Annotated in this window: 29 protein-coding genes; 7 read left to right on the forward strand and 22 right to left on the reverse strand. The window is 74.0% G+C overall.

Going from position 1 to position 24,549, the window contains the following annotated elements; all coding sequences use genetic code 11:
• Positions 1–7 precede the first annotated feature (7 nt).
• From NMK34_RS16790 to NMK34_RS16835, 10 genes are all read right to left on the reverse strand, one after another.
• Positions 8–391 (reverse strand): hypothetical protein, encoded by a 384-nt coding sequence (locus NMK34_RS16790; protein WP_318334206.1) that lies wholly within the window; start codon positions 389–391, stop codon positions 8–10.
• Entirely contained in the window at positions 391–831 is a 441-nt protein-coding gene (locus tag NMK34_RS16795; protein ID WP_318334207.1) for a hypothetical protein, read from the reverse strand. Before NMK34_RS16795 ends, NMK34_RS16790 begins: the two co-directional genes overlap by 1 nt.
• Complete coding sequence (locus tag NMK34_RS16800) at positions 815–1,858, reverse strand: hypothetical protein (protein ID WP_318334208.1); 1,044 nt, start codon at positions 1,856–1,858, stop codon at positions 815–817. The genes NMK34_RS16795 and NMK34_RS16800 overlap by 17 nt, the downstream gene beginning before the upstream one ends.
• Before the next feature lie 142 nt (positions 1,859–2,000).
• Positions 2,001–2,402: a VOC family protein gene (locus NMK34_RS16805; RefSeq protein WP_318334209.1), complete on the reverse strand. Its 402-nt coding sequence runs from the start codon at positions 2,400–2,402 to the stop codon at positions 2,001–2,003.
• A 24-nt stretch (positions 2,403–2,426) separates the two neighbouring features.
• Complete coding sequence (locus tag NMK34_RS16810) at positions 2,427–3,329, reverse strand: inositol monophosphatase family protein (protein WP_318334210.1); 903 nt, start codon at positions 3,327–3,329, stop codon at positions 2,427–2,429.
• A 15-nt stretch (positions 3,330–3,344) separates the two neighbouring features.
• Positions 3,345–3,998: a hypothetical protein gene (locus NMK34_RS16815; protein WP_013286529.1), complete on the reverse strand. Its 654-nt coding sequence runs from the start codon at positions 3,996–3,998 to the stop codon at positions 3,345–3,347.
• Positions 3,995–4,996, reverse strand: a complete 1,002-nt coding sequence (locus NMK34_RS16820; protein WP_318334211.1) for a hypothetical protein — start codon at positions 4,994–4,996, stop codon at positions 3,995–3,997. The genes NMK34_RS16815 and NMK34_RS16820 overlap by 4 nt, the downstream gene beginning before the upstream one ends.
• Before the next feature lie 55 nt (positions 4,997–5,051).
• A complete protein-coding gene (locus NMK34_RS16825) occupies positions 5,052–5,828 on the reverse strand; it encodes a class I SAM-dependent methyltransferase (protein ID WP_318334212.1) in 777 nt (258 codons plus the stop codon).
• Positions 5,829–5,962: 134 nt separating this feature from the next.
• On the reverse strand, positions 5,963–6,895 hold the full coding sequence (locus NMK34_RS16830; RefSeq protein ID WP_318334213.1) for a hypothetical protein: 933 nt from the start codon (positions 6,893–6,895) through the stop codon (positions 5,963–5,965).
• Positions 6,892–7,869, reverse strand: a complete 978-nt coding sequence (locus NMK34_RS16835; RefSeq protein ID WP_318334214.1) for a TolB family protein — start codon at positions 7,867–7,869, stop codon at positions 6,892–6,894. Before NMK34_RS16835 ends, NMK34_RS16830 begins: the two co-directional genes overlap by 4 nt.
• A 139-nt stretch (positions 7,870–8,008) precedes the next feature.
• On the opposite strand from NMK34_RS16835, the gene NMK34_RS16840 reads away from it, so the two are divergent.
• The 5 genes from NMK34_RS16840 to NMK34_RS16860 all read left to right on the forward strand — a co-directional run bounded on the left by NMK34_RS16840 (position 8,009) and on the right by NMK34_RS16860 (position 10,216).
• Positions 8,009–8,602, forward strand: coding sequence for an HD domain-containing protein (locus tag NMK34_RS16840; RefSeq protein ID WP_318334215.1), 594 nt, complete (start codon positions 8,009–8,011; stop codon positions 8,600–8,602).
• Between the two features lie 82 nt (positions 8,603–8,684).
• A complete protein-coding gene (locus NMK34_RS16845) occupies positions 8,685–9,326 on the forward strand; it encodes a dihydrofolate reductase family protein (protein WP_318334216.1) in 642 nt (213 codons plus the stop codon).
• A gap of 31 nt (positions 9,327–9,357) precedes the next feature.
• Positions 9,358–9,837: a DUF2975 domain-containing protein gene (locus tag NMK34_RS16850; protein ID WP_262011649.1), complete on the forward strand. Its 480-nt coding sequence runs from the start codon at positions 9,358–9,360 to the stop codon at positions 9,835–9,837.
• Entirely contained in the window at positions 9,837–10,055 is a 219-nt protein-coding gene (locus NMK34_RS16855; RefSeq protein WP_013476639.1) for a helix-turn-helix domain-containing protein, read from the forward strand. Before NMK34_RS16850 ends, NMK34_RS16855 begins: the two co-directional genes overlap by 1 nt.
• Positions 10,052–10,216 carry a hypothetical protein gene (locus NMK34_RS16860; protein WP_318334217.1) on the forward strand — a complete coding sequence of 55 codons (165 nt, stop codon included), beginning with the start codon at positions 10,052–10,054 and terminating at the stop codon, positions 10,214–10,216. Before NMK34_RS16855 ends, NMK34_RS16860 begins: the two co-directional genes overlap by 4 nt.
• 32 nt (positions 10,217–10,248) lie before the next feature.
• Here NMK34_RS16860 and NMK34_RS16865 read toward each other — a convergent pair whose 3' ends face one another.
• Both NMK34_RS16865 and NMK34_RS16870 read right to left on the reverse strand, forming a co-directional pair.
• On the reverse strand, positions 10,249–11,448 hold the full coding sequence (locus NMK34_RS16865) for an RtcB family protein (protein WP_318334218.1): 1,200 nt from the start codon (positions 11,446–11,448) through the stop codon (positions 10,249–10,251).
• Between the two features lie 389 nt (positions 11,449–11,837).
• Positions 11,838–12,230, reverse strand: a complete 393-nt coding sequence (locus tag NMK34_RS16870) for a hypothetical protein (protein ID WP_073828521.1) — start codon at positions 12,228–12,230, stop codon at positions 11,838–11,840.
• 147 nt (positions 12,231–12,377) lie between these two features.
• On the opposite strand from NMK34_RS16870, the gene NMK34_RS16875 reads away from it, so the two are divergent.
• Positions 12,378–13,151: an alpha/beta hydrolase family protein gene (locus tag NMK34_RS16875; protein WP_318334219.1), complete on the forward strand. Its 774-nt coding sequence runs from the start codon at positions 12,378–12,380 to the stop codon at positions 13,149–13,151.
• 24 nt (positions 13,152–13,175) lie between these two features.
• Here the strand turns inward: NMK34_RS16875 and NMK34_RS16880 are convergent, their stop codons facing one another.
• From NMK34_RS16880 to NMK34_RS16890, 3 genes are read right to left on the reverse strand one after another with little or no spacing between them, the layout of a single operon-like run.
• Positions 13,176–13,682, reverse strand: a complete 507-nt coding sequence (locus NMK34_RS16880; protein WP_318334220.1) for a DinB family protein — start codon at positions 13,680–13,682, stop codon at positions 13,176–13,178.
• Between the two features lie 44 nt (positions 13,683–13,726).
• On the reverse strand, positions 13,727–14,539 hold the full coding sequence (locus NMK34_RS16885; RefSeq protein ID WP_318336363.1) for a M15 family metallopeptidase: 813 nt from the start codon (positions 14,537–14,539) through the stop codon (positions 13,727–13,729).
• A 60-nt stretch (positions 14,540–14,599) separates the two neighbouring features.
• Entirely contained in the window at positions 14,600–15,565 is a 966-nt protein-coding gene (locus NMK34_RS16890) for an acetylxylan esterase (protein ID WP_318334221.1), read from the reverse strand.
• 199 nt (positions 15,566–15,764) lie between these two features.
• Between NMK34_RS16890 and NMK34_RS16895 the strand changes: the two genes are divergently transcribed.
• Positions 15,765–16,790: a LacI family DNA-binding transcriptional regulator gene (locus tag NMK34_RS16895; protein WP_135240348.1), complete on the forward strand. Its 1,026-nt coding sequence runs from the start codon at positions 15,765–15,767 to the stop codon at positions 16,788–16,790.
• Between the two features lie 15 nt (positions 16,791–16,805).
• Here the strand turns inward: NMK34_RS16895 and NMK34_RS16900 are convergent, their stop codons facing one another.
• From NMK34_RS16900 to NMK34_RS16930, 7 genes are all read right to left on the reverse strand, one after another.
• The gene (locus NMK34_RS16900; RefSeq protein WP_318334222.1) at positions 16,806–18,086 is read right to left on the reverse strand and encodes a D-alanyl-D-alanine carboxypeptidase; all 1,281 of its coding nucleotides are present in this window, start codon (positions 18,084–18,086) and stop codon (positions 16,806–16,808) included.
• Positions 18,087–18,186: 100 nt separating this feature from the next.
• Entirely contained in the window at positions 18,187–18,909 is a 723-nt protein-coding gene (locus tag NMK34_RS16905) for a polysaccharide deacetylase family protein (RefSeq protein WP_318334223.1), read from the reverse strand.
• The gene (locus NMK34_RS16910; RefSeq protein ID WP_318334224.1) at positions 18,906–20,069 is read right to left on the reverse strand and encodes an MGDG synthase family glycosyltransferase; all 1,164 of its coding nucleotides are present in this window, start codon (positions 20,067–20,069) and stop codon (positions 18,906–18,908) included. Before NMK34_RS16910 ends, NMK34_RS16905 begins: the two co-directional genes overlap by 4 nt.
• A 54-nt stretch (positions 20,070–20,123) precedes the next feature.
• Positions 20,124–21,428, reverse strand: a complete 1,305-nt coding sequence (locus NMK34_RS16915; protein WP_318334225.1) for a D-alanyl-D-alanine carboxypeptidase family protein — start codon at positions 21,426–21,428, stop codon at positions 20,124–20,126.
• A 101-nt stretch (positions 21,429–21,529) separates the two neighbouring features.
• Positions 21,530–21,946 (reverse strand): protein-tyrosine phosphatase family protein, encoded by a 417-nt coding sequence (locus NMK34_RS16920; RefSeq protein ID WP_318334226.1) that lies wholly within the window; start codon positions 21,944–21,946, stop codon positions 21,530–21,532.
• 98 nt (positions 21,947–22,044) lie between these two features.
• Entirely contained in the window at positions 22,045–22,665 is a 621-nt protein-coding gene (locus NMK34_RS16925; protein ID WP_318334227.1) for a hypothetical protein, read from the reverse strand.
• A 13-nt stretch (positions 22,666–22,678) separates the two neighbouring features.
• The gene (locus NMK34_RS16930; RefSeq protein WP_318334228.1) at positions 22,679–24,463 is read right to left on the reverse strand and encodes a DUF4012 domain-containing protein; all 1,785 of its coding nucleotides are present in this window, start codon (positions 24,461–24,463) and stop codon (positions 22,679–22,681) included.
• Between the last annotated feature and the right edge of the window lie 86 nt (positions 24,464–24,549).

Raw genomic sequence — 24,549 nt, forward strand, 5'->3', positions numbered from 1 at the left:
GTGGCGCTCAGCGGAGGGCCGCCCAGGCCGCCCCGGTGACGGTGAGGATCACCGCGCCGAGCCCGGCCAGACTCCACCCACCACGGTCGATGCGCCGGCGCACCGACTGCCGGTCCGGGCGGAAGTCGTCGAACGGGCTGGATCGGAACCAGAAGCGGGCGTACAGCACCATCACCGCTCCGAACACCAGGGCGAAGCCACCGGTCAGCGCCACGCTGCCGAGCACCCAACCGTCGGTGAGCACGCCACGGATGCCCACCCGTCCGGCGATGACGGTGCGGACGACCTGCACGATCCCGTTGACCACGCCGAGGGCCACACCGACGCGTCCGGCGACGAGCCAGATGCCGGCCTCGCGCCGGCCGCCTGCCGCGTTCTCCGCCCGCGCCATCACAGGCCCCGCGGCTCGATCGGAAAGCGACCGAGGCGAAGGCGGCTCCGATCCTGCCTGACCTCGCCCCACTGCTCGTCGTGGCTCAGCAGCGGCAGCAGTTCGCGCAGCATGTTGACGGTGGCGACCATCAGCTTCTCGTCGCGGTAGATCTGGCTCAGCAGCGGCCTGACGACGCTTCGGCGAAACGTCGCGGCGAACCACGCGACGATCACCGCGGCACCTGCCGCGACGCCCGCCCCGGTCCACCGGTCGGACGCCGACACGGCCGTCACCAGGCCGGCGAGGACCAGTACGGCCAGGACGACCACGCGCAACGCCTCGTACCACCGCAGCCGCTCTCGCGCCGCGTCCACCCGCGTCAGCAGGTGTTCCGCCCCGCGCAGCAGCCGCTCGAACTCCGGGCCGGAGAGGCCGCCGCGGTCAGGAGGCGAGCCCACAGAACTCTCCCACTGTCGTCCGGAGGCGTCGCTGCACCGCGGCGAACTTCATGTCGTCGAACATCGCCTGTTTCTCACCGACTCCCGGAATGAAGCGGTAGTCCTGCCGGCGACCGGCGACCGGAAGCACGGCCAGCCGAGGGCGGTTGCGGTGGCCGAAGGCACGGATGAGATTGACCAGCTGCCGCTGGAACTCGGAAGCCGGCTCACCGTCGGCGCCCGGCAGGTAGTAGTTCTCGACCTGGCCCAGCTGATCGGTCCAGTAGAGGTCGGCCTTGGTGACCGCCAGGATGAACCAGAGGTCCTTGGCCGCTGGATTGTCGACCCAGCAGGGCAGAAGGTTCTGGCAGAAGCGGGAGAAGTGTTCGAGTTCGACGTCCCGGTTCTGTGCCCAGAGCTGCTCGGACGGCGACGGGATCGCCTCCTCGACCTCCCGGGCGATCCGGTCCGCCCGGTCACGCCGTTCCTCCTCGGTGGGTGCCGCGTCGAGCGAGGCCAGCCACTGCTCCCAGAGCCGGGCCTCGACCTGCTGCCGAAGCTCGTCCTCACGCCGCTGCCGCCGCTCCTCGAGGACGTTGACCTCGCGGGGATCCCACGGCTCGTCGTATCCGGCCGCGGCGACGTAGATGACGCCTGTCGGGTGGTTCGGCGGCTTCAGCATGGCGTCCCACTTGTCCACCTCGCCGGAGGAGTAGTCGCCGCCCGCGGTCTGACCCGGGCTGACCACGAGCGTCACGTGAGCCTGGCGCCGGCCGGCTGCGAGCACGAGGCGGTGCGGCACGTGGTCCTCGTCCCGTCGCCGGACATAGCCGTTGTCGCCGAGCAACGCCTGGTACAGCGCGCTCTTGCCGACCCCGCGCTGACCGGCCACCAGGACCGGGATGATGTGGCCGGTGGGTCGTCGGCTGGTCTCGGCGATCGACACCCGCCCGCCACCCGGGTCACCGGCGCCGGAGTTGCCGACCGCGGCCACTGCGCGCGACCAGCGCTCCCGGACCTCCGTCCAGTAGTCGTCCGGCTCACCCATGGCGGGAGGAGGTCGGCCGGGCGGTCAGCGTCCTCTGTGGGCATACGAGTGATCCGATCGGGCGTGAGAACACGCGAGGAGCCTAGCGACGGAGGTACGACATCGAATCCTATGAACAGTCGGCGGCATCCGGCACGTACGGTCAGGCGCGCGTGACGGGATGGAACTGCTCGAACATGACCTCGTAGCCGTCCGGGTCGAGCCCGTAGAAGATCCGCGCCCAGCCCACGTCCTCCGGCTCCAGCGTCACCGGCAGCCCCTCGTCGCGCCACAGCGCGTACGTGGCGTCCAGGTCGGCGGTGGGCACGGTGAGCACGAACCCGAGCCCGGGCGGCCCGGCCTTGACCGCGCGTTCCCGGTCCGCGTCGTGGTGCCCGTGGCGGTGCAGGTCGGACAGGATCAGCCAGGTGTGGCCGAACGTCAGGTAGCGCAGGTTCGCCTGGGCGGTCTGCGGGATCTCCTTGAAGCCGAGCCGAAGGTAGAGCCGGTGGGAACGGTCCAGGTCCCGCACCCGGAGCCCGAGCTTGAGTTGTCTGGCGGCCATCCGGCCGAGGCTAGCCGACCCGGCTCACCAGCCGACCGAGCCGAGTCCGACCGGGGTGAGGCGGCGCACCTGCGGCTCGATCCACTGTGCCGCGGTGACCAGCTTGACCAGCCGGTCGATGGTCTCCGGTGGCCCGGCCACGAAGCTACGCCGGTCGGCCGGGCAGCCGTACCTGTCGTCGAACGTGCCGCCGTCGAGCGCGCGGACCGCCATACCGGCCTCGGCGGCGAGCAGCATCCCGGCGGGCAGGTCGACCGCCTCGGGGCGATAGCCGACGATGCCGTCGATGTCGCCGCGAGCCAGCATCACCCAGGACAGCAACGGCGCCCACAGTTGCAGCACCCGGCGGGCGCTGGTGTCCAGCACCACCTTCAGCGCCCGGGCGGTGCTGTCGTCCCGGCGTACCTCATGCCCCTGGGTCCAGGCCAGCACCGGCGCGGACGGTACCGGGCGCTGCGCGGCGCGCAGCGGCCGCGCGGCCGGGCCGGACGCGTGCACGAACGCGCCCCGGCCGCGCACCGCCGACCAGGTACGGCCGGCGACCGGGTCGTGCACCACGCCGAGCACCGGCGAGCCGTTGTCGCACAGGGCGATCCCGACCACGTACGCGGGCAGCCCGATCGCCACGTTGTTGGTGCCGTCGAGCGGGTCGACGAGCCACGCCCAGGCGGTGTCCGGGGCGTACTCGCCGCCCTCCTCGGCGATCACGCCGTGCTCCGGCCAGCGGGCCCGGATCCGGTCGACGATCAGCCGCTCGGCGGCCAGGTCGAGGTCGGTCACCAGGTCACCGGTGTCGTTCTTGGCCCGGGCGTGCACCTCCCCCCGGGTGCCCCGGCGCAGCAGTCGGCCCGCCGCCTGCGCGGCCTCCACCGCGAACCGGTGCGCGTCGCGCAGGTCGGGCCCGCCTCTGCTCGGCTCCACGTCCATGGCTCCTCCAGCCAGTCAGCCCCGTGCCACCAGTCGCGCGATCTCCCGCGCCATCCGCGCGGTCTCCGCCGCGTCGCAGCGGTCCCGGCGTACCCGGTGGCTGCGCCCGTCCACCGCGCCGAGGCTCAGGTCGCACGCGCCGGGAGTGGTCCGGCCGAGCGCCACTGTCACCGCCGGCTCACCGGCGTCGACCTCCGAGGTGTGGAAGCCACCGGCGCGCAGCGCGTACGAGTCGCCTGCCGAGTGCGTCTCCACCGTCGCGGTCATCGCGGTGACCAGCCGGTCGGTGGCGGCCATCTCGTCCACCTCGCCGAGGCTGTGCACCTCGTAGATCCGCCAGGCCGGGTCCGCCGGCGCGTCGTCCACCTCGATCAGCTCGTTGCGGACGGTGCCGTGCAGCACGTGGCTCAGCAGATCCCAGCTGTGCGAGTGCATGGTGGAGGTGGTCGGGCGCACCGGCGGCGGGTCGGCCGGCCAGGCGTGCACGCAGATGCCGTCCGGGCCGTCGCGTTCCACCGGCAGGCAGGTGAAGCCGAGCGGGTGCCGGACCGCGCGCAGCGGCCGCCGCCCGTCGGCGACGTCGCCGAGCACGTCCAGCACCCAGCCGCGCAGCATCTCCGGCCGGGTGCCCCGGTCGATCTCCCGTTCGAGGTCGGCGTAACTGGTCATGAGTAGGGGTTCCTCGCCTGGACGGCCTTGCCGATGATGCCGGCGACCTCGCGGTCGCCGAAGGACCGGGGCAGCGTCAGGCCGAGGGCGGTGAACAACCGCCGTACCTGCTCGACCGACGGCTCGTCGTCGAGCTTGACCTGGGCCGCCGCCTCGATCGGCACGCGCCGGCTCTGCCGGCGGCTGTAGTCCAGCTCGATGTTGAAACGGTTGTAGTAGACCTCGCCGCGGTCGATGCGCAGCGCGGGCGTCTGCGGATTCTCCTGCGTGATGACGACGCAGGAGGAGGAGAGGTCGTAGCGGAACGTGGTCATCTGCGCGGAGAGCCGCACGTCGACGGTGAGCAGGCCGGAGCGCTGCAGGTGCCAGCAGGCGGCCAGCACCGTCGCGTACGACTCCTTGCGGGTGCGGTCGACGGTCCACGGCTCGCCCGGCGCGTCCGGGTCGAGGCTGCGCCGGAACCGCGCGTACCGCTCGCAGACCTCCTCGTCGGTCGGGTCGATGATCTCGATCGCGACGGTGAGCGTGGCGTTGCGCCGCCGGGCGTGTTCCAGGCAGTCCGGCAGCGTGACAGCGCGCAGGAAGGTGCCGGTGCCGCCCTTGAAGCTCCACTGGTCGGTGTGCCGCCGCGCCTCGGCGAGTGCCTGCCCGACCTCGCTGCCGTGCAGCACGCGCACCATGGAGACGCTGTCGATGGCCTCGCGGGCCCGGTTCAGCGCGCCCTCCGGCCCGGTGATCTCCCGCATCTGCGGCACCAGGTCGGTCAGCCGGTCGCGGGTGTCCGAGATGACCTGGCGGACCTCCCGCTCGGTGGTGCGCCGGCGCAGCCGGTCACGCAGCATCGCCTGCGCGAGCAGGCCCAGGACCAGCAGGATCGCACTGTTGACGACCTCCTGGTCGACCGCGTTGGTGAGGCCCAGCACGGACACCGTGAGCGCCAGGACGAGGCCGATGAACGCGTCGAGATTGGTCACGACCCAGGCGAGCAGGCGCGTCATGACATCCCCCGGTCGACGACGGAACCTCCATGATAGCCCGCTGTCAATGTCGCCATCACACCCTGTTTCCGGCCGGTGGCGGTCCGCCCTGCCGGCGGGCCGCGCAGATCAGCGAACCGCCCAGCCCGGGCGCGGCGCGGGCCAGCCGGCGCGAGGCCACCCACCGGCCGCTCGGCAGCCGCCAGCCGACCTCGTTGGAGCGCAGCGCCACCGGTGTGAACCCGGCCCGGCGCAGCGTGCGGCGCAGCAGCGAGGCGGTGAACGGGCGGATGTGCAGCCACAGGTACGGGTGCAGCGGGTCGACCTGACGTGGCGCCCGCCCGGCGAGGAACGCCAGCCGGTCCTGCACCGGCGCGAGGTTCGGCGTGGTGAGCACCAGCAGGCCGTCCGGCGCCAGCACCCGGTGGCACTCCCGCAGCAGCGCCAGCGGGTCGTACACGTGCTCGATCAGCTCCCCGGCGAGCAGCCCGGCGAAGCTGCCCGCCCGGAACGGCAGCCCGCGGGTGGCGTCCAGGCAGACCGGCAGCGCCCGCCCGCCGGCCGCCGCGCGGGCCGTGCGAAGCGCCGTCTCGGCCGTGTCGGCGAGCACCACCGGGCCGGGCAGCGCGGCCGGGTCGAGCATGCCGCGCGGCCCGCAGCCCAGTTCCAGCACCGGCCCGCGCCGGGTCACCCCCTCGGCCATCAGCCGGGCCGCGACCGCGCGGCGCACCCGGTGGTACGGGTCGTCGACGTACCCGTCGACCTCGGCGCCGTCGTGGTAGCGGTGATGGTTGGCGTGCCTGCCGTGCGCCTGCGCGCGGTGCGACGACGTCCCGGTCGGCGGCTCGGCCATCACCCCTCCTGGAGCGGACGCCGGCCCCGTCGGCGGCGTCCGCCCCCAAGCCTCGCACCGCTTCCGCAGTCCGGGGTGCACATCCGCCGGGTACTCCGACGCGGCGGCCGGTCGTCCGGCCGCCGCGTCGATCGTCAGACGGCCGGCGCCCAGTCCAGCCGCATGCTGTCGTCGTACTCGTCGCCCGGGATCCACCACGGCTCACCGAAGCCGCTGGTGAAGACGATGATGTTGCCGCCGTCGGCGTCCGGGTTGCTGTCCGGGACGGACAGCGCGGCGCAGTAGCGTCCGTCCGGTGAGAACACCGGCGAGATGATGAACCGCGGTTCGTCGGTGAGCTTCTTCAGCCCGGTGCCGCCGATCCGCACCGACGCCAGCGACAGGTTGTGCCGTTCCTGGTCCAGGTACCACCTGTTGGTGCTGAACACGATCCGCTGGGAATCGGGCGTGAAGACCGCGTGATCGGCGAACTCGCCCGGTACGCGCTGGAGGACCAGTCGCGCCTTGCCGGTGGCCAGTTCCAGCACGCGCAACTGCCCGCCGTTGGACCGGCTGGTCCACTCCATCACGATCATCGAGCCGTCGCGGGACCAGTTGGGTCGCATCATGCTGTGCCCCTCGACGAGGACGCGCCGGCCGCCGGTGGCGACGTCGACAGCGACCAGTGTGGAGCCGTTGACCACGAGGGCGATCTCGGTGCTGTCCGGGGACCAGGTCGGCCACCCGTAGCGGTTGCCGGGAGCGTCGCTGATCAGCGTGCGGACCTGACCGGTGACGCGGTCGAGGAGCAGGAGCACGGGCTGCCCCTCGTAGTCGGGCACCGCGATGTAGCGCCCGTCGGGCGAGGCGGCCGCGTCGGCGCCCGGGGGCAGCAGCACCTGCGGGGTGGTGCGGCCCGGGTTGATCTGCAGCACGCCGGCGCTGCCGGTGACGATCCACGGCCCGTTGACGCCCGAGGCGGCCGAGGCGGGTGCGGCGGACGCCGGCCCGCCGGCCAGCCCGGTCGCGGTGGCGGCGCCGGTGAGCGCGGCGGCGCGCAGCAGCGTACGGCGGTTCAGCGTGGTCATGCCGGCACCTCCGTGGTGATCGCCCGCGCCCAGTCCAGCCGGGTGCTGTCGTCGTACTCGTCGCCGCGGATCCACCACTGCTCGCCGAAGCCACTGGTGGACACGATGATGTTGCCGCCGTCCGGGTACTCGTTCTCCGGCGGGATCGACAGCGCGGCACAGTAGCGGCCGTCCGGGGAGAACACCGGCGACAGGTAGAACCGGGGCTCGTCGGTGAGCTTCTTCAGCCCGGTCCCGTTGATCCGCACCGACGCCAGCGACTGGTTGTAGACCTCGCGGTCCAGGTGCCAGCGGTTGGTGCAGAAGACGACGCGCCCGGAGTCGGGCATGAAGACCGGCGAGATGAACATCTCGCCGGCCACCGGCGTGTAGACGGGCCGCACCGTGCCGGTCGCGAGTTCCAGCACCCGCAGTTGCCAGCCCTGCGAACGGCTGCGCCACCGTACGACGATCATCGAGCCGTCCCGGGACCAGTCCGGATCCCTCATGGAGTGCCCCTCGACCAGCACGCGGGTGGTGCCGGTGACCACGTCCACAGCGATCAGCCGGTCGTTGTCCAGGCCGGTGACGAGTGCGATCTCGGAGCCGTCCGGCGACCACGTCGGCGCGCCGTAGCGGACACCGAACGGGTCGGCGAGCAGCGTGCGCTTCTGGCCGGTGACCCGGTCGTACACGGCCACGAACGGCTCCAGCGTGCCGTCGCCCGAGCGGGCCGTGTTGACCCAGGCCACGTACCGGCCGTCCGGTGAGGACTTCGCGTGGTCTCCGTTCGGCAGCAGCTCGCGCGGCGTGGTGCGGCCCGGATCGACCTGGAGCACACCCCAGCCGACGCTGACCAGCCACGACCCGTTCACCACGTCGGCGGCGGCCGGCGCGGCGGACGCGGCGTGCGGCACGGCGGCCACCCCGGTCGCGGCGGCGAGCCCGGTCAGCGCGGCGGTACGCAGCAGGGCACGACGATTCAGTGCGGTCATTCGACAACCCCCGTGAGAGACGTGGCCCTCACCCTCCCGAGTGGATCGACGCACCGGAATCGGACGAGCGGCCGCTTCACGTTCGGCTGCTCGTCCATCACCGCCGGTGAGGCCACGGCGGCCCGGTACGCTCGCCCCGATGACCTCCGACGCGCTGCACCGCGCCCTCACCGAAGCGGGCGACCCGCCACTGCGCCCCCTCCCGGGCGTGGCGGTCGAACTGCTGGCCGCCCTCGCCGCCCCGCCGCGCCTCGGCGCGCACCTGCGGCTGGTGCACGACGTCGCCTGGCACCTGACCGCCGCGTTCGCCGACCGGTTCGCCGCGGTGCCGTTCGACAGGCAGGCGGTGCTGTTCGGTGCCGCAGTGCACGACCTCGGCAAGGTCGAGCATCCCGCCGAGCTGACCGGCCCGGGGTCGGCGCACGAGGAGGCGGGCTACCAGTTGCTGCTGCGCTTCGGCGTACCGGAGGAGCGGGCCCGCTTCGCCGTCACCCACGCCGCCTGGCACTCCCCCGGCGTGCAGCTGGAGGACCTGCTGGTCAGCCTCGCCGACAAGGTGTGGAAGGGCCGCCGGGTCACCGACCTGGAGCAGCTCGTGGTCGACCGGCTCGCCGGCATCACCGGCCAGGAGCGCTGGCAGACGTTCCTGGACCTCGACGACGTGCTCGCCGAGCTGGCCGCCGGCGCGGACCGCCGGCTGGCGTTCCAGGCCGAACATCCGGTGTACGGCTGACGCCGGACCGACGGCGGCGATGAGTCCGGCATCGGCCGCCGGTCTGCCCTGGGTCGGTGTTCTCCGATCTCCGGGAGGAAGCATGAGCACCAGCGAAGCGCGGGGCCGGGTACGGGCGTTCGTCACCGTGTCCCTGGACGGCTACGTCACCGGTCCGGACGACCACGCGGGCCAGGGGCTCGGTGTCGGCGGCGAGCGGCTGCACCACTGGGTGATGGGCGGGCCGTGGACGTACGACACGCCACGCGAGCCCGGCACCGGCATGACCGGTGAGGACCGCGCGTACTTCGACGAGTTGCTGGCGGGCGTCGGCGCCGCGCTGTGCGGCCGGGGCATGTACGACAGCGCCGGCGCCTGGGGCGGCCGCAACCCGTTCGAGGCGCCCCTGGTCGTGCTCACCCACCGCACCGCCGACCAGCCCGACCCGGACGCCGGCTTCCTCATGGTCGACGGGTTCGACGCGGCGCTGGCGGCGGCCCGGCGTACGGCCGGTGACGGCGCGGTGGTCATCGGCGGGGGTGCCGACGTCATCCGGCAGGCGCTCGCGGCCGGCGTCGTGGACGAGCTGGGCCTGTCCACCGCGCCGGTGATCCTCGGCCGCGGGAAGCGGCTGTTTGAGGGCTTCGACCGGGACGTCGACCTGGAGATCCGCGCCGTGCACCACTCGCGGTACGCCGTCCACGTCCGCTATGCCGTCAGCCGCCGCGCGAGCGACACCGATTGACTTTCGATAGATTCCGCGCGATAGTCGATGCATGCTTACGGCGCAACGCGCGGTGACACCACTCCGCGCCTTCCTGGTCCTGCTGTTCGCGATCCTGGTGCTGTTCCAGACCATGTCGCTGCCCGGGCAGTTCGCGCACATGGCGCGCGAGAACCCGGACATGGCGTACCTGCGGTGGCCCGCCACCGCGGTGACGATCTTCTGGGTGCTGTGCGTGCAGGTGGTGATCGTCTGCACCTGGCACCTGCTCACCCTGGTCAAACGCGACCGCATCTTCACCGAGGCGTCCCTGGGCTGGGTCGACGGGATCGTCTGGGCGGTCGCCGCCGCCTGGGTGGTGCTCGTCGGCGTGTTCGGCTACGTCGGCTTCAACGCCGACGACCCGGGCCTGCCGCTGCTGCTGTTCCTGCTGGTCACCGGCGTCAGTGTGCTGGGGCTGCTGATGGTCGTGCTGCGCGCGCTGCTGCGCCAGGCCACCACGCTGCGCACCGACATGGAAGCGGTGATCTGATGCCGATCGTCGTGCGCATCGACGTCGAACTGGCCAAGCGCAAGATGAGCGTCGGCGAGTTCGCCGAGCGCGTCGGGCTCACCCCGGCCAACGTCGCCGTGCTCAAGAACGGCCGCGCCAAGGCCGTCCGGTTCAGCACCCTGGAGGCCATGTGCCGGGTGCTCGACTGCCAGCCCGGCGACCTGCTCGAATGGGTCGCCGACGAGGAGGAGCGATGAGATACCTGGCCGCCGCCGTGGCCCTGCTCGCCGTCGTACTCGGCGTCACCGGCTTCGTGTACGGCGAGGCCGACGACTCCCCCGGCCTCCAGCTCCTGTCCGCGCTGCTCGTCATCGGCGCGGTCGCCATCGGCGTACGCGTCGCCCGGCGTACCCGATAGGGCCGGCGCCCCCTCGACGCCGGCCCTGTCGCTCAGCCCTTCACGCAGACGACCTGCTTGAGGTGGGCGACCACCTCGACCAGGTCGTCCTGCTGGGCCATCACCTCGGTGATGTCCTTGTACGCGCCGGGGATCTCGTCGACCACACCGGCATCCTTGCGGCACTCCACCCCGGCGGTCTGCGCGGCCAGATCCTCGGTGCTGTACGTCCGCTTCGCCTGCCCCCGCGACATCCGCCGCCCGGCGCCGTGCGACGCCGAGCAGTACGCGTCGAGGTTGCCCTTGCCGCGCACGATGTACGAGCCGGTGCCCATCGAGCCCGGGATGATGCCCAGATCCCCCTTGCCGGCCCGGATCGCGCCCTTGCGGGTCACCAGCACGTCCACCCCGTCGTAGCTCTCCTCCGCCACGTAGTTGTGGTGGCAGGAGATCGGCTCGTCGTAGCCGACGTGCGGGAACGCGTCCCGGACCACCTGGCTCAGCAGCGCGAGCATGACCGCCCGGTTACGGCGGGCATACTCCTGCGCCCACCACAGATCCCGCCGGTACGCGTCCATCTCGGGCGTGCCGGCGAGGAACACCGCGAGGTCCCGGTCCGGCAGGCCGGTGTTGTGCGGCAGGCCGCGCGCCACCGCCATGTGCCGCTCGGCCAGCTCCTTGCCGATGTTGCGGGAACCGGAGTGCAGCATCAGCCAGACCCGGCCGTCGTCCGCGCCGCCCTGCTCCAGGCAGACCTCGATGAAGTGGTTGCCGCCGCCGAGCGTCCCGAGCTGACGCTGCGCCCGCGTCTGGAGCTGGGCCACCTTCCGGTCCAGCGTGCCGAACCGCCGCCAGAAGTCGTCCCAGCCGGCCTGCTCCAGCCCTCGGATCCGGCGCGGGTCGACGGCGTCGTCACGCATCGCGAAGCCGACCGGGATCGCCGCCTCGATCGCCGACCGCAGCGGCGCGAGGTCGTCGGGCAGGTCGGCGGCGGTCAGCGAGGTCCGCACCGCGGACATGCCGCAGCCGATGTCCACGCCGACCGCGGCCGGTGACACGGCCTGCCGCATCGCGATCACCGAGCCGACGGTGGCGCCCTTACCGAAGTGCACGTCCGGCATCACGGCGACGCCCTGCACCCACGGCAGCGCGCCGATGTTGCGCAGCTGCCGGGCCGCCTGCGCCTCGATCGCGTACGGGTCGGTCCAGACCCTGACCGGTGCCCGGGTACCGGCCAGCGGGGTGAAACCCATCGTCGTCTCCTTGCTCATGTCCGTCTGACATAGGTGCCCCGGACACGGAGAACCGCCCGGCTCCGGTGTCGGGGCGGGCGGTTCGCGCGGATCGTCGCGCCGGCGCTAGACGCGCCACCACCCGGGTTGCCACTGCCGTCGCCGGCCCGTGCCCGCTTCGGGCAGCAGGGCACCGGCGCGCGGCGCGAGCCGCTCGGCGCGGGTGCGGTTCTGCTGCGACACGGCAGGCTCCCTGGTGGATCGGATCGACGTTGCCCGTTCACCGTACGGGCGCCGCGCACGAGCGGCAACGCGATATCTCTTCGGGCGCAGTGGCGACAGCGGGGGCGAGGAACGACGCACCCCGCCTCGCGACTCCGTGAGTGCCGGGCGCGCCCGGCGGCCGGCTGCTAGCCGGCGTGCGCCACCGGGTGGCGCCGCATCTCCTCCATGAACGGGTAGCGTGCGGTCAGCTCGGCGAGCGTGATGCCGGCCCGCCACGCGGCGGCGACCTGCGCGACCTGGAGCAGGTCGGTGGCGTCACCCCGGGCCTGGACGTCGCCGTCCACCCGCAGGTCGATCATGAAGTAGCGGGCCTGGGAGCCGAGGCTGACGCAGACGACGCCCCGGGGAGAGGTCATCTCGGCGCAGGTGAACCGGCTGCGCCCCTGCTCGGGCGCGGTCACCTCGCCGACGTCGAGCTGGTGCGCGGCGGCGGTCGCCACGAGCGCGGGGGCGAGACCGCCGGGCTCGACCAGATCCGGGTAGAGGCGCACACCCAGTGCGGCGGACACGTCGCTCATGCCTGACTCCCACTTCCTCGTGACAGAGACCAGCAGCGCGCAGGTTACGAGTGTGTTTCCGGCACGCACGGCCATCCTTTCCCGTACGACCGTCCCGGGGCAATAGGAACGCCCTCATCGAACCCCTCCGAGGTACGCTGCCGCCTCATGGCGCTGATCCGCTGTGACTTCTTCTCCGAGGCGCTCGGCATGGGCACGTCGATGACGGTGCTGCTGCCCGATCGCGGCGCAGCCGGGATCGGCGTGCCCGGCGCCGCCGCCGACGGTGACCCGCCGGTGCTCTACCTGTTGCACGGCCTCACCGACGACGACACGGTGTGGACCCGGCGTACCGCGATCGAGCGGTACGTGGCACCGCTGGGGCTGGCCGTGGTGATGCCGCAGGTGCAGCGGAGCTTCTACTGCGACGAGGCGCACGGCAACCGGTACTGGACGTTCCTCAGCGAGGAGCTGCCCGAGGTGTGCCGGTCGTTCTTCCGGCTGTCCGACAGGCGGGAGGACACGTTCGTCGCGGGCCTGTCGATGGGCGGCTACGGGGCCGTGAAGTGGGCGCTGCGCCACCCGGACCGGTTCGCGGCGGCGGCGAGCCTGTCCGGCGCGCTGGACGTGACGCGCCGCCGCCACCATGCGACCCGTCCGGTCGACCCGGCGGTGTGGCGCACCGTCTGGGGTGACGGCCCGGTACCCGCCGACGACGACACGGTGGGGCTGCTGGAGCGCTCCGGCGACGACCGGCCCGCACTCTACGTCGCCTGCGGCACCGAGGACTTCCTGTACGAGGACAGCCTGCGGTTCCTCGACGTGGCCCGGAAGCGCGACGTGCCGGTCACCGTCGACTTCGGTCCGGGTGACCACGACTGGGCGTACTGGGACGCGCGCATCCAGGACGTGCTGGCCTGGCTGCCGCTGCGCGCGCGCTGACCGGTGCGCGGGCGCCGAGCGGGCTCAGACGCCCACGGTGCCGTCGATCGCCTCGCGGATCAGGTCGGCGTGCCCGTTGTGGCGGGCGTACTCGTGCAGCATGTGCAGCATGACCAGGCGCAGCGAGACGTCCTCGCCCCAGCGTGCCTGGTGACCTGTCACGTCGAGCGACTCGGCCTCCCGTTCGATGCGCCGGGCGTGCTCGATCTCCCGCTGCCACGCCTCGAACGCCTCCGCCGCGTCGGCGTCGCGGGCGTCGTACGCCTGCTGGAAGTCACCGCTGTCCGACCACACCAGCGGCACGTCCTCGGCGGCGATGACCCGGCGGAACCAGGTGCGCTCCACCTCGGCCATGTGGCGGACCAGGCCGAGCAGGGACAGCGTGGACGGCGGTGACGCCTGCCGGCGCAACTGCGCATCGGTCAGCCCCTCGCACTTGAGGGCCAGCGTGGCCCGGTGGAAGTCGAGGAAGGCGCGCAGCGACTCCCGCTCGCCGGCGAGCAGCGGCGGGCCGATCCGTTCGGTCTCCATGAGCGTCGAGCCTAGCCGCGATCGATCTTGGTGGAACGACCGCGTCACCGCAGTGACGAACCGGCCACCGGGAAGTCGAACCAGGTGTCCGGGTACGGCTCGTCGACGTACCGGTAGTGCCACCACTCCAGCGGATAGTTCTCGAAGCCCTGCGCGGACATGAGCCGGCGCAGCAGATCCCTGTTGCTCCGGGCGGTGTCGCTGATCCGCGCGTCGGCGGTGTGGGCGCGCGGGTCGAAGCAGTCGAACCCGGTGCCCATGTCGATCGAGTCGTCGGCGAAGCGGCGCCCGGCGGGGTCGGTGCAGGGCACGAGCGGCTGGCCGGGCGTGTACGCGGGCTGCGGGGGCCCGGAGACCGGGACCAGGGTCAGGTCGACGGTGCTGCCCCGGCTGTGCGCGGTGGGCGCGCCGATGTAGCCGTCGGCGAACAGCCGGTCCTTGGGTACGCCGGGATAGAACTCGCCCTTCATCCGCTGCTCACCGGGCAGTTTCGCCCAGGCGACGAAGTCGTCGGCGGCGCGCTGCGGGCGGTAGCAGTCGTACACCTTGAGGCTGTGCCCACCGGCGAGCGCGGCGGTCTGCACCCGGTGCAGCGCCTGCGCCGCCGGGCGGGTGAGCAGGCAGCGCGGTTCGGCGTACCCGTCGATCGGCCGGCCGACGAAGTTGTGCGGGCCCGCGTACCGGATGTCGGTGCGGACGGTGGGGTCGACGGTGGTGAGGTCCACGATGTCCGCCGGGGCCCGCGGGCCGGTCGGGGTGGGTGACGGCGGCGCGGACGGCGACGGCGACGGCGCGGGCCGCTGGCAGGCGGCGGCGAGCAGCGCGGCCGTGACGGCCAGGACCGCCGTCGCGCGCATGCCGGTGCCCATCCGCCGTGTCTACCAGCCCGGGCGGGCCGGCATCGGCGGAACCGGTGGTCAGCCGCCCAGCACGGTACGCAGGAAGTCGACGGCGGCGGCGTCGTCGTCGATGGCGCCCGCCTCGTGGCCGTTGAACCGCCACACCGTCAGATCCTTGTCGCCCCGGTAGTCGTGGTAGGCGGCGTAGACGGTGGACGGCGGCGTGATCTCGTCCATCAGCGCGACGGAGAACCGGGCCGGCACTGTGGCGCGGCGGGCGAACGCGACGCCGTCGACGTAGCCGAGCGTGCGCAGCGCCTGCTCCTCACGGTCGCGGTGTACGGCGAGGTAGTCGCGGATCTCCCGGTACGGCGTGGCGTCGGTGATCGTGATGGCGCGCGGGATGTCGCAGAGGAACGGCACGTGCGCGACCGCCGCGCGGACCCGTGGGGCCAGCGCGGCGGTGGCGAGCGCGGCGGCGCCGCCCTGGCTGTGACCGAGTACGGCGATCCGGTCCGGGTCGACAGCGGGCAGCTCGCACGCGGCGTCCACGGCGCGGACCGCGTCGGTGAGGAAGCGCCGGTAGTAGTACCTGTTCGGATCCTCGATGCCCCGGGTGGCCATGCCCGGCGCCTGTGGCCCGGCGGCGGCGACGTCGGGTGTGTCACCCCGGCTCCACCCCGAGCCCTGACCGCGCGTGTCCATCTGGAGGTGGGCGAAGCCGGCCGCGGACCAGAGCAGGTTCTCCAGCGCGTGGCCGCGGCCGCCGCCGTACCCGACGTACTGCACGATCGTGGGCAGCGGCTCCGTCGCGCCGCGCGGCACCCGCAGCCAGGCGCGGATCGGCTGTCCGGCGAAGCCGGGGAACGTGACGTCGAAGACATCGACGCCGGTCAGCGGCGTGGGCAGCGGGGTCACGGACACCGGGTCGCCGCAGGAGCGCGCCTGTGCGAGAGTGTCAGCCCAGAAGGCGTCGAAGTCCGGAGGCTCGTGCAGGTCGCTGCGGTAGGTGCGGAGTTCGGCCTCGGTCAGGTCGGTGAACACGCCTCGGTTTTCCTCGTCGTTCGTCGGGGGTGGACGGCGAGCCGTCGGAAGATGACTGGCGCATTTCCGGAACGTTTCCGCAACTCGTGCGAACGCTAGGGCCGGTCCGGCCTGTCGTCAAGCCCTCGGCGTACGGCAAGATGTGCGTGGGGCGGGACGGTCTACCGGTCGGTTCCGGCAGCCGGCGAAGGGAACACGGGTGAGCGCGGACGACGAGCGCAGGGTGACCATCACCGCGATCGCACGGGAGGCCGGCGTCTCGGTCCCGACCGTGTCGCGCGTGCTGAACGGACGTTCCGACGTCGCACCGGACACCCGGGAGCGCGTCGAGGAGCTGCTGCGTCACCACGGTTACCGGCGCCGCGGCAGCCGCACGGTGCGCCGGGCGGACCTGGTCGACCTGGTCTTCAACGACCTGGACAGCCCGTGGGCCGTGGAGATCATCCGCGGCGTGGAGGATGTCAGCCACGCCGCCGGGGTGGGCACCGTCGTCTCGGCGATCCACCGCGAGTCCAGCTCCACCCGGCAGTGGCTGCACAACCTGCGTGCCCGCGCGTCCGACGGCGTGATCGTGGTGACCTCGCACCTGAGCCCGGCCGTGCAGGCCCAGCTGCGGCGCCTCAACGTGCCGGTGGTGGTGGTCGACCCGGCCGCCGGCGTGGCCGCCACGGACGTGCCCGCGATCGGCGCCACCAACTGGACCGGCGGCCTGGCCGCCACCGAGCACCTGCTCAAGCTCGGCCACCGCCGGATCGGTTTCGTGGCCGGCCCGCCGCACCTGCTGTGCAGCCGGGCCCGGCTGGACGGCTACCGGGCCGCGCTGGCCGCCGCCGGTGTGGCCGCCGACGACCGGCTGGTGCAGCCCGGCGACTTCTACCACGCCTCCGGGTTCACCGCCGGCGGCGCGCTGCTCGACCTGGACGACCCGCCGACGGCCATCTTCGCCGCCAGCGACCAGATGGCCTTCGGCGTGTACGAGGCGATACGCCGCCGCGGACTGCGGGTCTGCGACGACGTGAGCGTGGTCGGCTTCGACGACCTGCCCGAGGCGCGCTGGGCCTCCCCGCCGCTGACCACTGTGCGCCAGCCCCTCGTCGAGATGGGCCGGCTCGCCGCGCGGACCGTGCTGCGGCTGGCCCAGGGCGAGGAGATCGACTCGCCCCGGGTCGAACTGGCCACCGAACTGGTGGTGCGGGACAGCACCGCGGGGCCCGCCTGCCGCTGATCCGGGCCGCTCCTTTCACTCCTGTTCCGGAATTTCCGGCTCCCGCAGCGCCGACCCGGTCGCCATGGCTACCGCGGCGGCGTTGCGGCGCCGCCGGGCCAGCAGCAGCGCTCCCCCGGCCGTCAGCACCGCGCCCACCGCCACCGTCACCCCCGCGCCGGGCCGCGGCCCGGGTGCCGCCCCGCCGCCGCGCAGATCGGCGTGCCCGGCCAGCGCCGAGGCCGCCCCGCCCGCCGGTGGCGCCGAGCGGTCCAGCTCCCCCGGCTCGACGAGCCGGCCGACCCGCGCGTCGCGGGGCTGCGCGAACCCCCAGTCGAGCAGCGCCGCGCCCTGCTGCCAGCCCCGCTGGGTGGTCACCTCGGCGCCGAGCAGCGTGACCACGAGGCGCCGGCCGCCGCGCTCGGCCGCGCCGACATAGGTGTGCCGGGCCAGGTCGGTGAAGCCGGTCTTGCCGCCGAGCGCGCCCGGGTAGTGGTCCAGCAGCATGTTGTCGTTGGAGATGGCGAACCCCTTCGCCCGCTGTGCCGGCTGGGCCGGTATCTGCGCGACCCGGGTGGCGGCGTATTCGCGGAACGCCGGGTCGGCGAAGCACGCCCGCGCGATCAGCGCCAGGTCGTACGCGCTGGTGAACTGCCCCGGTCCGTCCAGCCCGGACGGGGTGACCGCGTGCGTCTGCCGGGCCCCGAGCCGGTGCGCCTCCTCGTTCATCGCCCGCACCCCGCCGGCCAGCCCGTCCGGGCCGCCGCCGAGGCGGGCGAGCGCGTTGGCCGCCTCGTTGCCGGAACGCAGCAGCAGGCCGAGCCAGATCGTCTCGATCCGGTAGTGCCCGCCCTCGACCAGCCCGACCGCCGAGCTGCCCGGTTCCACGGCCAGATCCCCCGCGGTCACCGTGACCTCCCGGTGCGGATCCAGCCGGGGCAGCATGGTGGCGGCGAGCAGCAGTTTCTGCACGCTCGCGGGCACGCCGTACTCGTGCGGGCCGCAGCCGCCGAGCACCGCGCCGCTGTCCAGGTCGGCGACCACCCAGGAGGTGGCGGTCACCGCCGGTGGCGCGGTCGACGCGGGCGGGACGACGAGGCCGGCGGTGTCGAGCGCGGCGCCGCCGACGGCCCGCGCCGCCGGATCGGGCGCGGGCGGCGGCTGCGGCGGCCGGGTCGCCGGGGCCGGCACGTTCGGGCAGGGCGGCGCGGCCGGCAGCCGGCGTACCGGAGCGCGGGCGGCGGCCGCCGCCGGTGTCACGGAGGCCGGCAGCAGCAGGACGGCGGCCAGCGCCACGAAGGATCCCCAGGTCCTCATGACCCGGACGCTAGCCACGCCGACCCGAACGGGTCACCGGCTCCGGGATTCGGGCCCTCGCGCCGGAGTCAGGCGGTAGGCTCCCCGGCCCGCTCGCGGCTCAGCGCGCGTGGAGCCCGTGCCCGGCGAGCGGGCCGACCTGCCATCCGCGGCGGCGGCACTCGGCCAGCACGCGCGGGAGCGCGGCGAGACCGGCCCGCCAGGCGCCCGGCGCGGCGGTGCGGGAGGAGTCGTGCAGCAGGATCGTGCCGCCCGTGTCCAGTCCGGCCAGGACGGTGCGCGTGACGGTGTCCGCGGTGGCGGTGGCGGTCCAGTCCCGGCCCCAGCAGCTCCACAGCACCGGCCGAAGGCGCAGCCGCCGGGCGGCCAGCAGCGCGGCGGTGGTGAGCACGCCGTACGGCGGTCGCAGGAACCGGGGCGGACTGCCGGTCACGTCGGTGACCAGGTCGTACGTGCGAGTCAGGTCGCTGACGGTGCGGGCCGGGCCGCGCAGCAGCAGGTTGTCGTGCGTCCAGCCGTGCACGGCGATCTCGTGGCCGTCGCCGGCGACCCGGCGGCCCAGCGCGGGGTGGCGCCGCAGCATCGCGCCGAGCACGAAGAACGTGGCGCGGACCCGGTGCGCCGCCAGGACGTCCAGGACGTGGCCGGTGGACTCCGGGTCCGGGCCGTCGTCGAAGGTCAGCGCGACCCGGCCGGGCGTCCCGAGCCCGTGCAGCCCGGGCAGCAGCCGTCGCCGCAGCGCGGGTAGCGCCGTCACCGCCGGTGCCGCGTGCAGCGCCGGCAACGCGAGCGCGGCGGCCCGTGCCAGGGTGGCCGCTCTCATCGCAGGCCGCCGGTGGACTGCAGCAGCGCGGCGAGCACGGCGACGGCGTCGCCGACCGGGTCCAGCAGCGGGCGGCGCGTACCGGCCGGTCCGGCCGGCGGTGCCCGGCGTGCCGCCTCGGCGACCAGGCCGGCCGGGTCGCGGGACACGTCGTCGCGGGACGGGCTCACCGGTCCGGTCCCGATCACGGCCGCGAGGACCGGCCCGAGCTGCTGCGGTGTGGCCGCCCACCGGCTCAGGCCGGCCCGGGCCAGGATCGCGGCGTTGGCGCGCCCGTGCCCGGCGATGGGGCGGTAGGTGACCACCGGCAGCCCGGCCGCCAGCGCCTCCTGGCAGGTCAGCCCGCCGGCGTTCTCCACCATGACGTCGACCGCGCGCATCAGCGCCGGCATGTCGTCGACCCAGCCCAGCACGTGCCGGCCGGCGCCGCGCAGCCGGTGACGCAGCGCCGCGTTGTGCCCGCACACCACCACCGGCCGGACGCCCGCGGCGGCGACCTCGGCCACCGTGGCCGCCACCTCGCCGGCGCCCCAGGAGCCCGCGACGACCAGCGCGAGCACCCCGTCGGCCGGGAGGCCGAACCGCTGCCGGGCCCGCCGCCGGTCCTCCGGGGCGGGCCGGGCGAAGGCGCGGGACACCAGCGGCTGCACGGCGGTGACGTCGGCCGCGCCGGCCGTGTGCGTCTCGGCGTGGCGGACCGCGCAGTACACGTCCACGCCCGGCGCGAGCCAGGTCGGGTGCACCACGAAATCGGTCACATAGGTGATCACCGGGACACGGAGCCGCCCGCGCCGCCGCAGCGGACCGAGGAGCTGGTTGGCGAACGGGTAGGTGGTGACCACGGCCCGCGTGTCGGGCGGGATGCGGCGGCGCAGGCGGCGGCGGAACGGCCGCATCAGCGCACGGATCGCGCGTACCGCGGTCCGCGAGCTGCCGGTCAGCCGGAACAGCGCGTGGTAGCCCCAGGGAAGCCGGTGCAGCACCCCCCGGTACGTCTCACGTACCGCCCGGTGCACCGGGCGGGGCAGCAGGTGCAGGAGGTTCAGCCGGTCCACCGCGAAGCCCCGCGCACGCAGCCGGTGCGCCAGCTCGTCGGCGGCCCGGTCGTGTCCGGCGCCGATGTCCGCCGAGACCACCACGATCCGGCCCGGGTGCTCCATGCCGGGCGCATACCCACGGAATCGGTGTCCACGCGAACCGCCGGGACGCCGGGTTCAGGCGCGGCGGCGTCCGCGACGGCGGGACCGGCCCCTCCGGGCGGCGAGCACCGCCGCCACCCCGCCGACGGTCAGGGCCAGCAGACCGGCGAGCGGCACGATCATCCGCCAGTCCCCGTCGCCGACCCGGCGCAGCGCGGTACCGGCCGGCCCCCGCCAGGGCGGGGATGCGGTACGGCTCGGCTCCGCGGCCGCCGCCGGCCGGGGCTCCGCCGCCTCGGCGTCCCGCTCGCCCGGCTCGACCAGCCGGCCGACCGAGGCGTCCCGGGGCTGCCGGAAGCCCCAGTCGAGCAGTTGGGCGCCCTGCTGCCAGCCGCGTACCGGGCGGGCCTCGGCGCCGAGCAGCGTCACCACGAGACGGCGTCCGCCACGCTGGGCGGCGCCGACGTAGCTGTGCCGGGCCAGCTCGGTGAAGCCGGTCTTGCCGCCGAGCGCGCCGGGATAGCGGTAGATGAGCTGGTTCTCGTTCTGGATCTGGAACCCGCCCTTCTTCAGCGCGGGCTGGGCCGGGATCTGCGTGCGCTCGGTGAGCGCGTACCGGCGGAACGCGGCGTCGGCGAAGCAGGCCCGCGCGATGAGCGCCAGGTCGTAAGCGCTGGTGAACTGGCCGGGGCCGTCCAGGCCGGACGGGGTGACCGCGTGCGTCTGGCCGGCGCCGAGCCGGCGGGCCTGCGCGTTCATCTCGGCGACGCCGGCCTGGGAGCTGCCGGCGCCGAGGCGGGCCAGCATGTTGGCGGCGTCGTTGCCGGACTGGAGCAGCAGGCCCAGCCACAGCGTCTCCACGCTGTAGCGGCCGCCGACGAGCAGGCCGACGGCCGAGCTACCCGGTTCGATGTCCAGGTCGGCGCGAGTGGCGACGGCGACCTGCCTGGGGTCCAGCCGGCTCAGCATGGTGGCGGCCAGCAGCAGCTTCTGGGTGCTGGCCGGGGTGCCGGGGACGTGTGCGCCGCAGGCGCCGAGGACAGCGCCGGTGTCCAGGTCCGCCACGAGCCAGGTGGTGGCGGTGACCGCCGGGGGTGCGGGACTGCCGGGTGGAGTGACCAGCCCGGTGCCGGCCAGCGCCTCGCCGCCCACCGCCGCCTGTTCGGGTGTCGTGGCCGGCGGTGTCGGGCGGGGCGGCCGGCTGACCTTCGGCGCGGGCAGGCGCGGGCAGGGCACGGGTGCCGCGGCCGGCGCGGCTGCGGCTACGCCGGCCGGGGCGGCCGCGGGTGTGAGCGCCGGGGCGGCGGCGGTGGCCGGGGCCGGAACGCCGGTGGTGAGCAGGGTGACGGCGGTGGCGGCGGCCAGGACCCGGGCTCTCATGAGATGGCACCCTACCGAGCCGGATGATCAGGTCTGGACGACTCACCGGTGTCGTGACGCCGTGCCGATCATGCGGTCCCGGTCGGTGACCGGCGGGGGCGTCAGCGCACGCCGCGCAGCCACCACCGCTGCCACGGCGTCTCCACCGCGCGCCTGTGGTAGCCGGACCGCACCCAGGCCACCGCCCGCGCGGGCGGCAGCCCGTCCAGCACGGCGAGGGCGGCCAGCGCGGTTCCGGTGCGGCCGATGCCGCCGTGGCAGGCCACCTCGACCCGCTCCCCCGCGTACGCGCGCCGCCACGCCTCCCGCAGCGCGTCGAGGGCGTCGGCGCGGTCGGCCGGGATCCAGAAGTCGGGCCAGCGGACCCGCCGGGACTGCCAGTCCGGCTCGGGACCGGGTGCCAGCAGCAGGGCGAAGTCGGCCGGCGACGCTGCCCCGGCGACCCGGCGGCCGCGTACGGTGGCGCCCCCGGGGAGCGTGAGCAGGCCGGCCCGGTCGGTCCACGGTGTCGCGTCCATCGGCTCATTGTGTCCCGGCGCCCGGACGCGTGAGTGCCCGCCGGACGGCGTCCGGCGGGCACTCACGATCGGGCCGGGTCGTCCCCGGCGCACCCGGATCAGCCGAGGCGACGGCGACGCCAGGCCATCGAGGCCAGCAGCAGCACCGCACCGGCGGCGGCGAGGCCCCCACCGAGCTTCAGCGGCGTGCCGATGCTGTCGCCGGTGACCGGCAGCCCGCCGTGGTGCGGCGAGCGGGTCGGCCGCGGCGGCAGGACGGTTCCGGTCGCGCTCGCGATCCGCCCGGACGTCAGACCGGTGGCGGTGAACGTGTACCGGCCCGGCCGGGTCGGCCGGTAGGTGACGGTGAACTTGCCGCTGGCGTCGGCCGTCACGGTGAACGTGGTCGGTGCGGGCTGCGGCTGGGCACGGTTCGGCGTGTAGGCGACGGGCGCCATCGCCACCGTGCTGCCGTCGCTGCGCCGCGCGGTCCCCTCGGCCGGGGCGGCCGCGGGCAGGCCCGTGATCGCCACGTCGATGCGCACCGACTCGTTCGGCGCGAAGTTCGAACCCCGCAGGGTGAACGTCTCGCCGAGCCGGATGGTGGTCGGTGAGACGGTCAGCGACGCGACCTCGGGCGGGTAGACCGGGGGCTGCGGCTGTGCCGCCCCGGCCGCGGTCGGCACGGCCGCTACGGCCAGGCCCACCGTGAGCGCCATGATGATGCGGGATAGCCGCATGATGGTTTCCCTCCTACTGTTCACAGCTTGGTGCGTTGACTACTTGGGTGGTCCATGGGGTGACGGTGGGCGTGTGCACCAGTTCGGCAGTCCCGGCGCCGGTCTGGCCGGTGAGCACCGTGACGTCGAGCGTCCGGGTCTGCCCCGGTCGGGTCTCCACGTTCGCCACCGCGACCTGGCGGCGGCCGTGGGTGCCACTGCCCATCGCGGTGTCCCGTCCGTCCAGCCGGCCGGTGAGCACGGCCCCGCCGGTGGGCGTGTGCACGGAGACGAAGGTGCGTGCGGTGTACTTGTCGCCGGCCAGGGCCAGTCCGGTGACCGACTTGCTCAGGCCCGACTTGGGGGCGGCGGAGTGCACCGTGACCCGCAGCCGCAGCTCGCGGCGCCCGTCCGGGTGGCATTCGCCGACCGTCACGGTGGCCGAGAACCTGAGGTAGTAGCCGAGCTTCGCGCCGCTGCCGTCGTTGAGGAACACGCCGACGGTCGGCACGGTGTCCTTCTCCGGGAGTTGACCGGCCAGCCGGCTGCCGGCCAGTGCGCGTTGCTCCTCAGATCGGACACTCCAGAACAATATCCGACGTTCATTGATTGAACTGGTAAAAACGGTCAAAAGCGCCCTCGGGTCTACCGTCTTGGTGAACAGCGTGTCGAAGACGCCCGACGCCGATCTGCTGAAGAACTCGTCCTGGTCCTTCGTGTCCAGATCCCGGTACGAGTCACTGAGCAGCGTCCGTACCGCGGTGGCGGCGGCCAGCGACGGCCCGTCCGGCACGTTCACCGGACCCACCACGCCGAGCAGGTACGACAGGACCACCGGGTCCACCGCCAGCACCCCGTCCACTGTGGTGCCGGTCCGGCGGCGCACCATCTCCCGGTAGAGCGCGGCGGCGGCCGGGAAGTCCGGGGTGAGGTTCACGTCCGCCGGATAGAGGCCCGGCAGCTCGCCCCAGAGCCGCTTCGCCTCCTCGTCGACCTTCAGCGGCGGGTCGAAGGACCCCAGTTCGGACGAGCTGCCCTGCTTCACCAGGCGGATCCGGCCGCCCTCGGCGCGCAGCACGGCGTACGCGCCGAACATGCCGCCGGTGGCGCGCAGCTCGGCCGGGTTCTGCGAGACCAGCAGGTAGGTGCGCGGCCCGTCCGCGCCGAGCAGCGGCGGCAGCAGCCGGGCGCCCCGGTCGGCGGCCGAGGTCAGCTCGCCGAGCTGGTCCAGCTCGGTGCGCAGCGCGACGACCGCGTCGCGTACCTGCGTCACGAGGTCGCCGGTGGGCACCTGCCGCAGCCGGTCGGCGGTGCGGCGCACGGCCTGGTCGGCGGCGGACACCTCGGCCGAGACGGCACGCAGGCGGGCCAGATCCAGCTTGCCCTGCTTCGGCACCAGCGAGGCGAGGTCGACGCGCAGCAGCGTGGGGAACGCGAGCCGGGCCAGGTCGTCCACCGCCACCGAGATCTGCCGGACCGCGGCCAGGTTGTCCCCCGCGTACGGCGTCTGCTGGCCCACCCACCACACCGGGTCGCCGGTCTCGCCGCGCGCGGCGGCGGCCTGCTCCTGCAACGCGGCGAGCGTGCGCTGGGCGCGGGTCACGTCGCCGTCGAGCACCTGGGCGCTGAGTTCCCGGGCCAGCCCGGCGGCGTTCACCAGGTGGGCGCGGGCCTGCCAGCCCCGGAACGCGACCCAGCCGCCGGCGCTGAGCAGCACCGACACGACGACCAGCCCGGTCAGCAGGATCCGGCGGACCCGGGCGCGCCGACGCCGCCGCGAGCGGCGCCGCCGGCCGGGCGTGGCACCAGGTCCGGTCACGGATTTCCCCCTACGTGTCGGTCGAATCGGACACAATTCGCGATCGAATGCTTTTTAGCACGTGAAAGAGCCTTTTCGAGGCGTTA

This window comes from Micromonospora sp. BRA006-A, assembly GCF_033433935.1.
Lineage (GTDB): Bacteria > Actinomycetota > Actinomycetes > Mycobacteriales > Micromonosporaceae > Micromonospora > Micromonospora aurantiaca.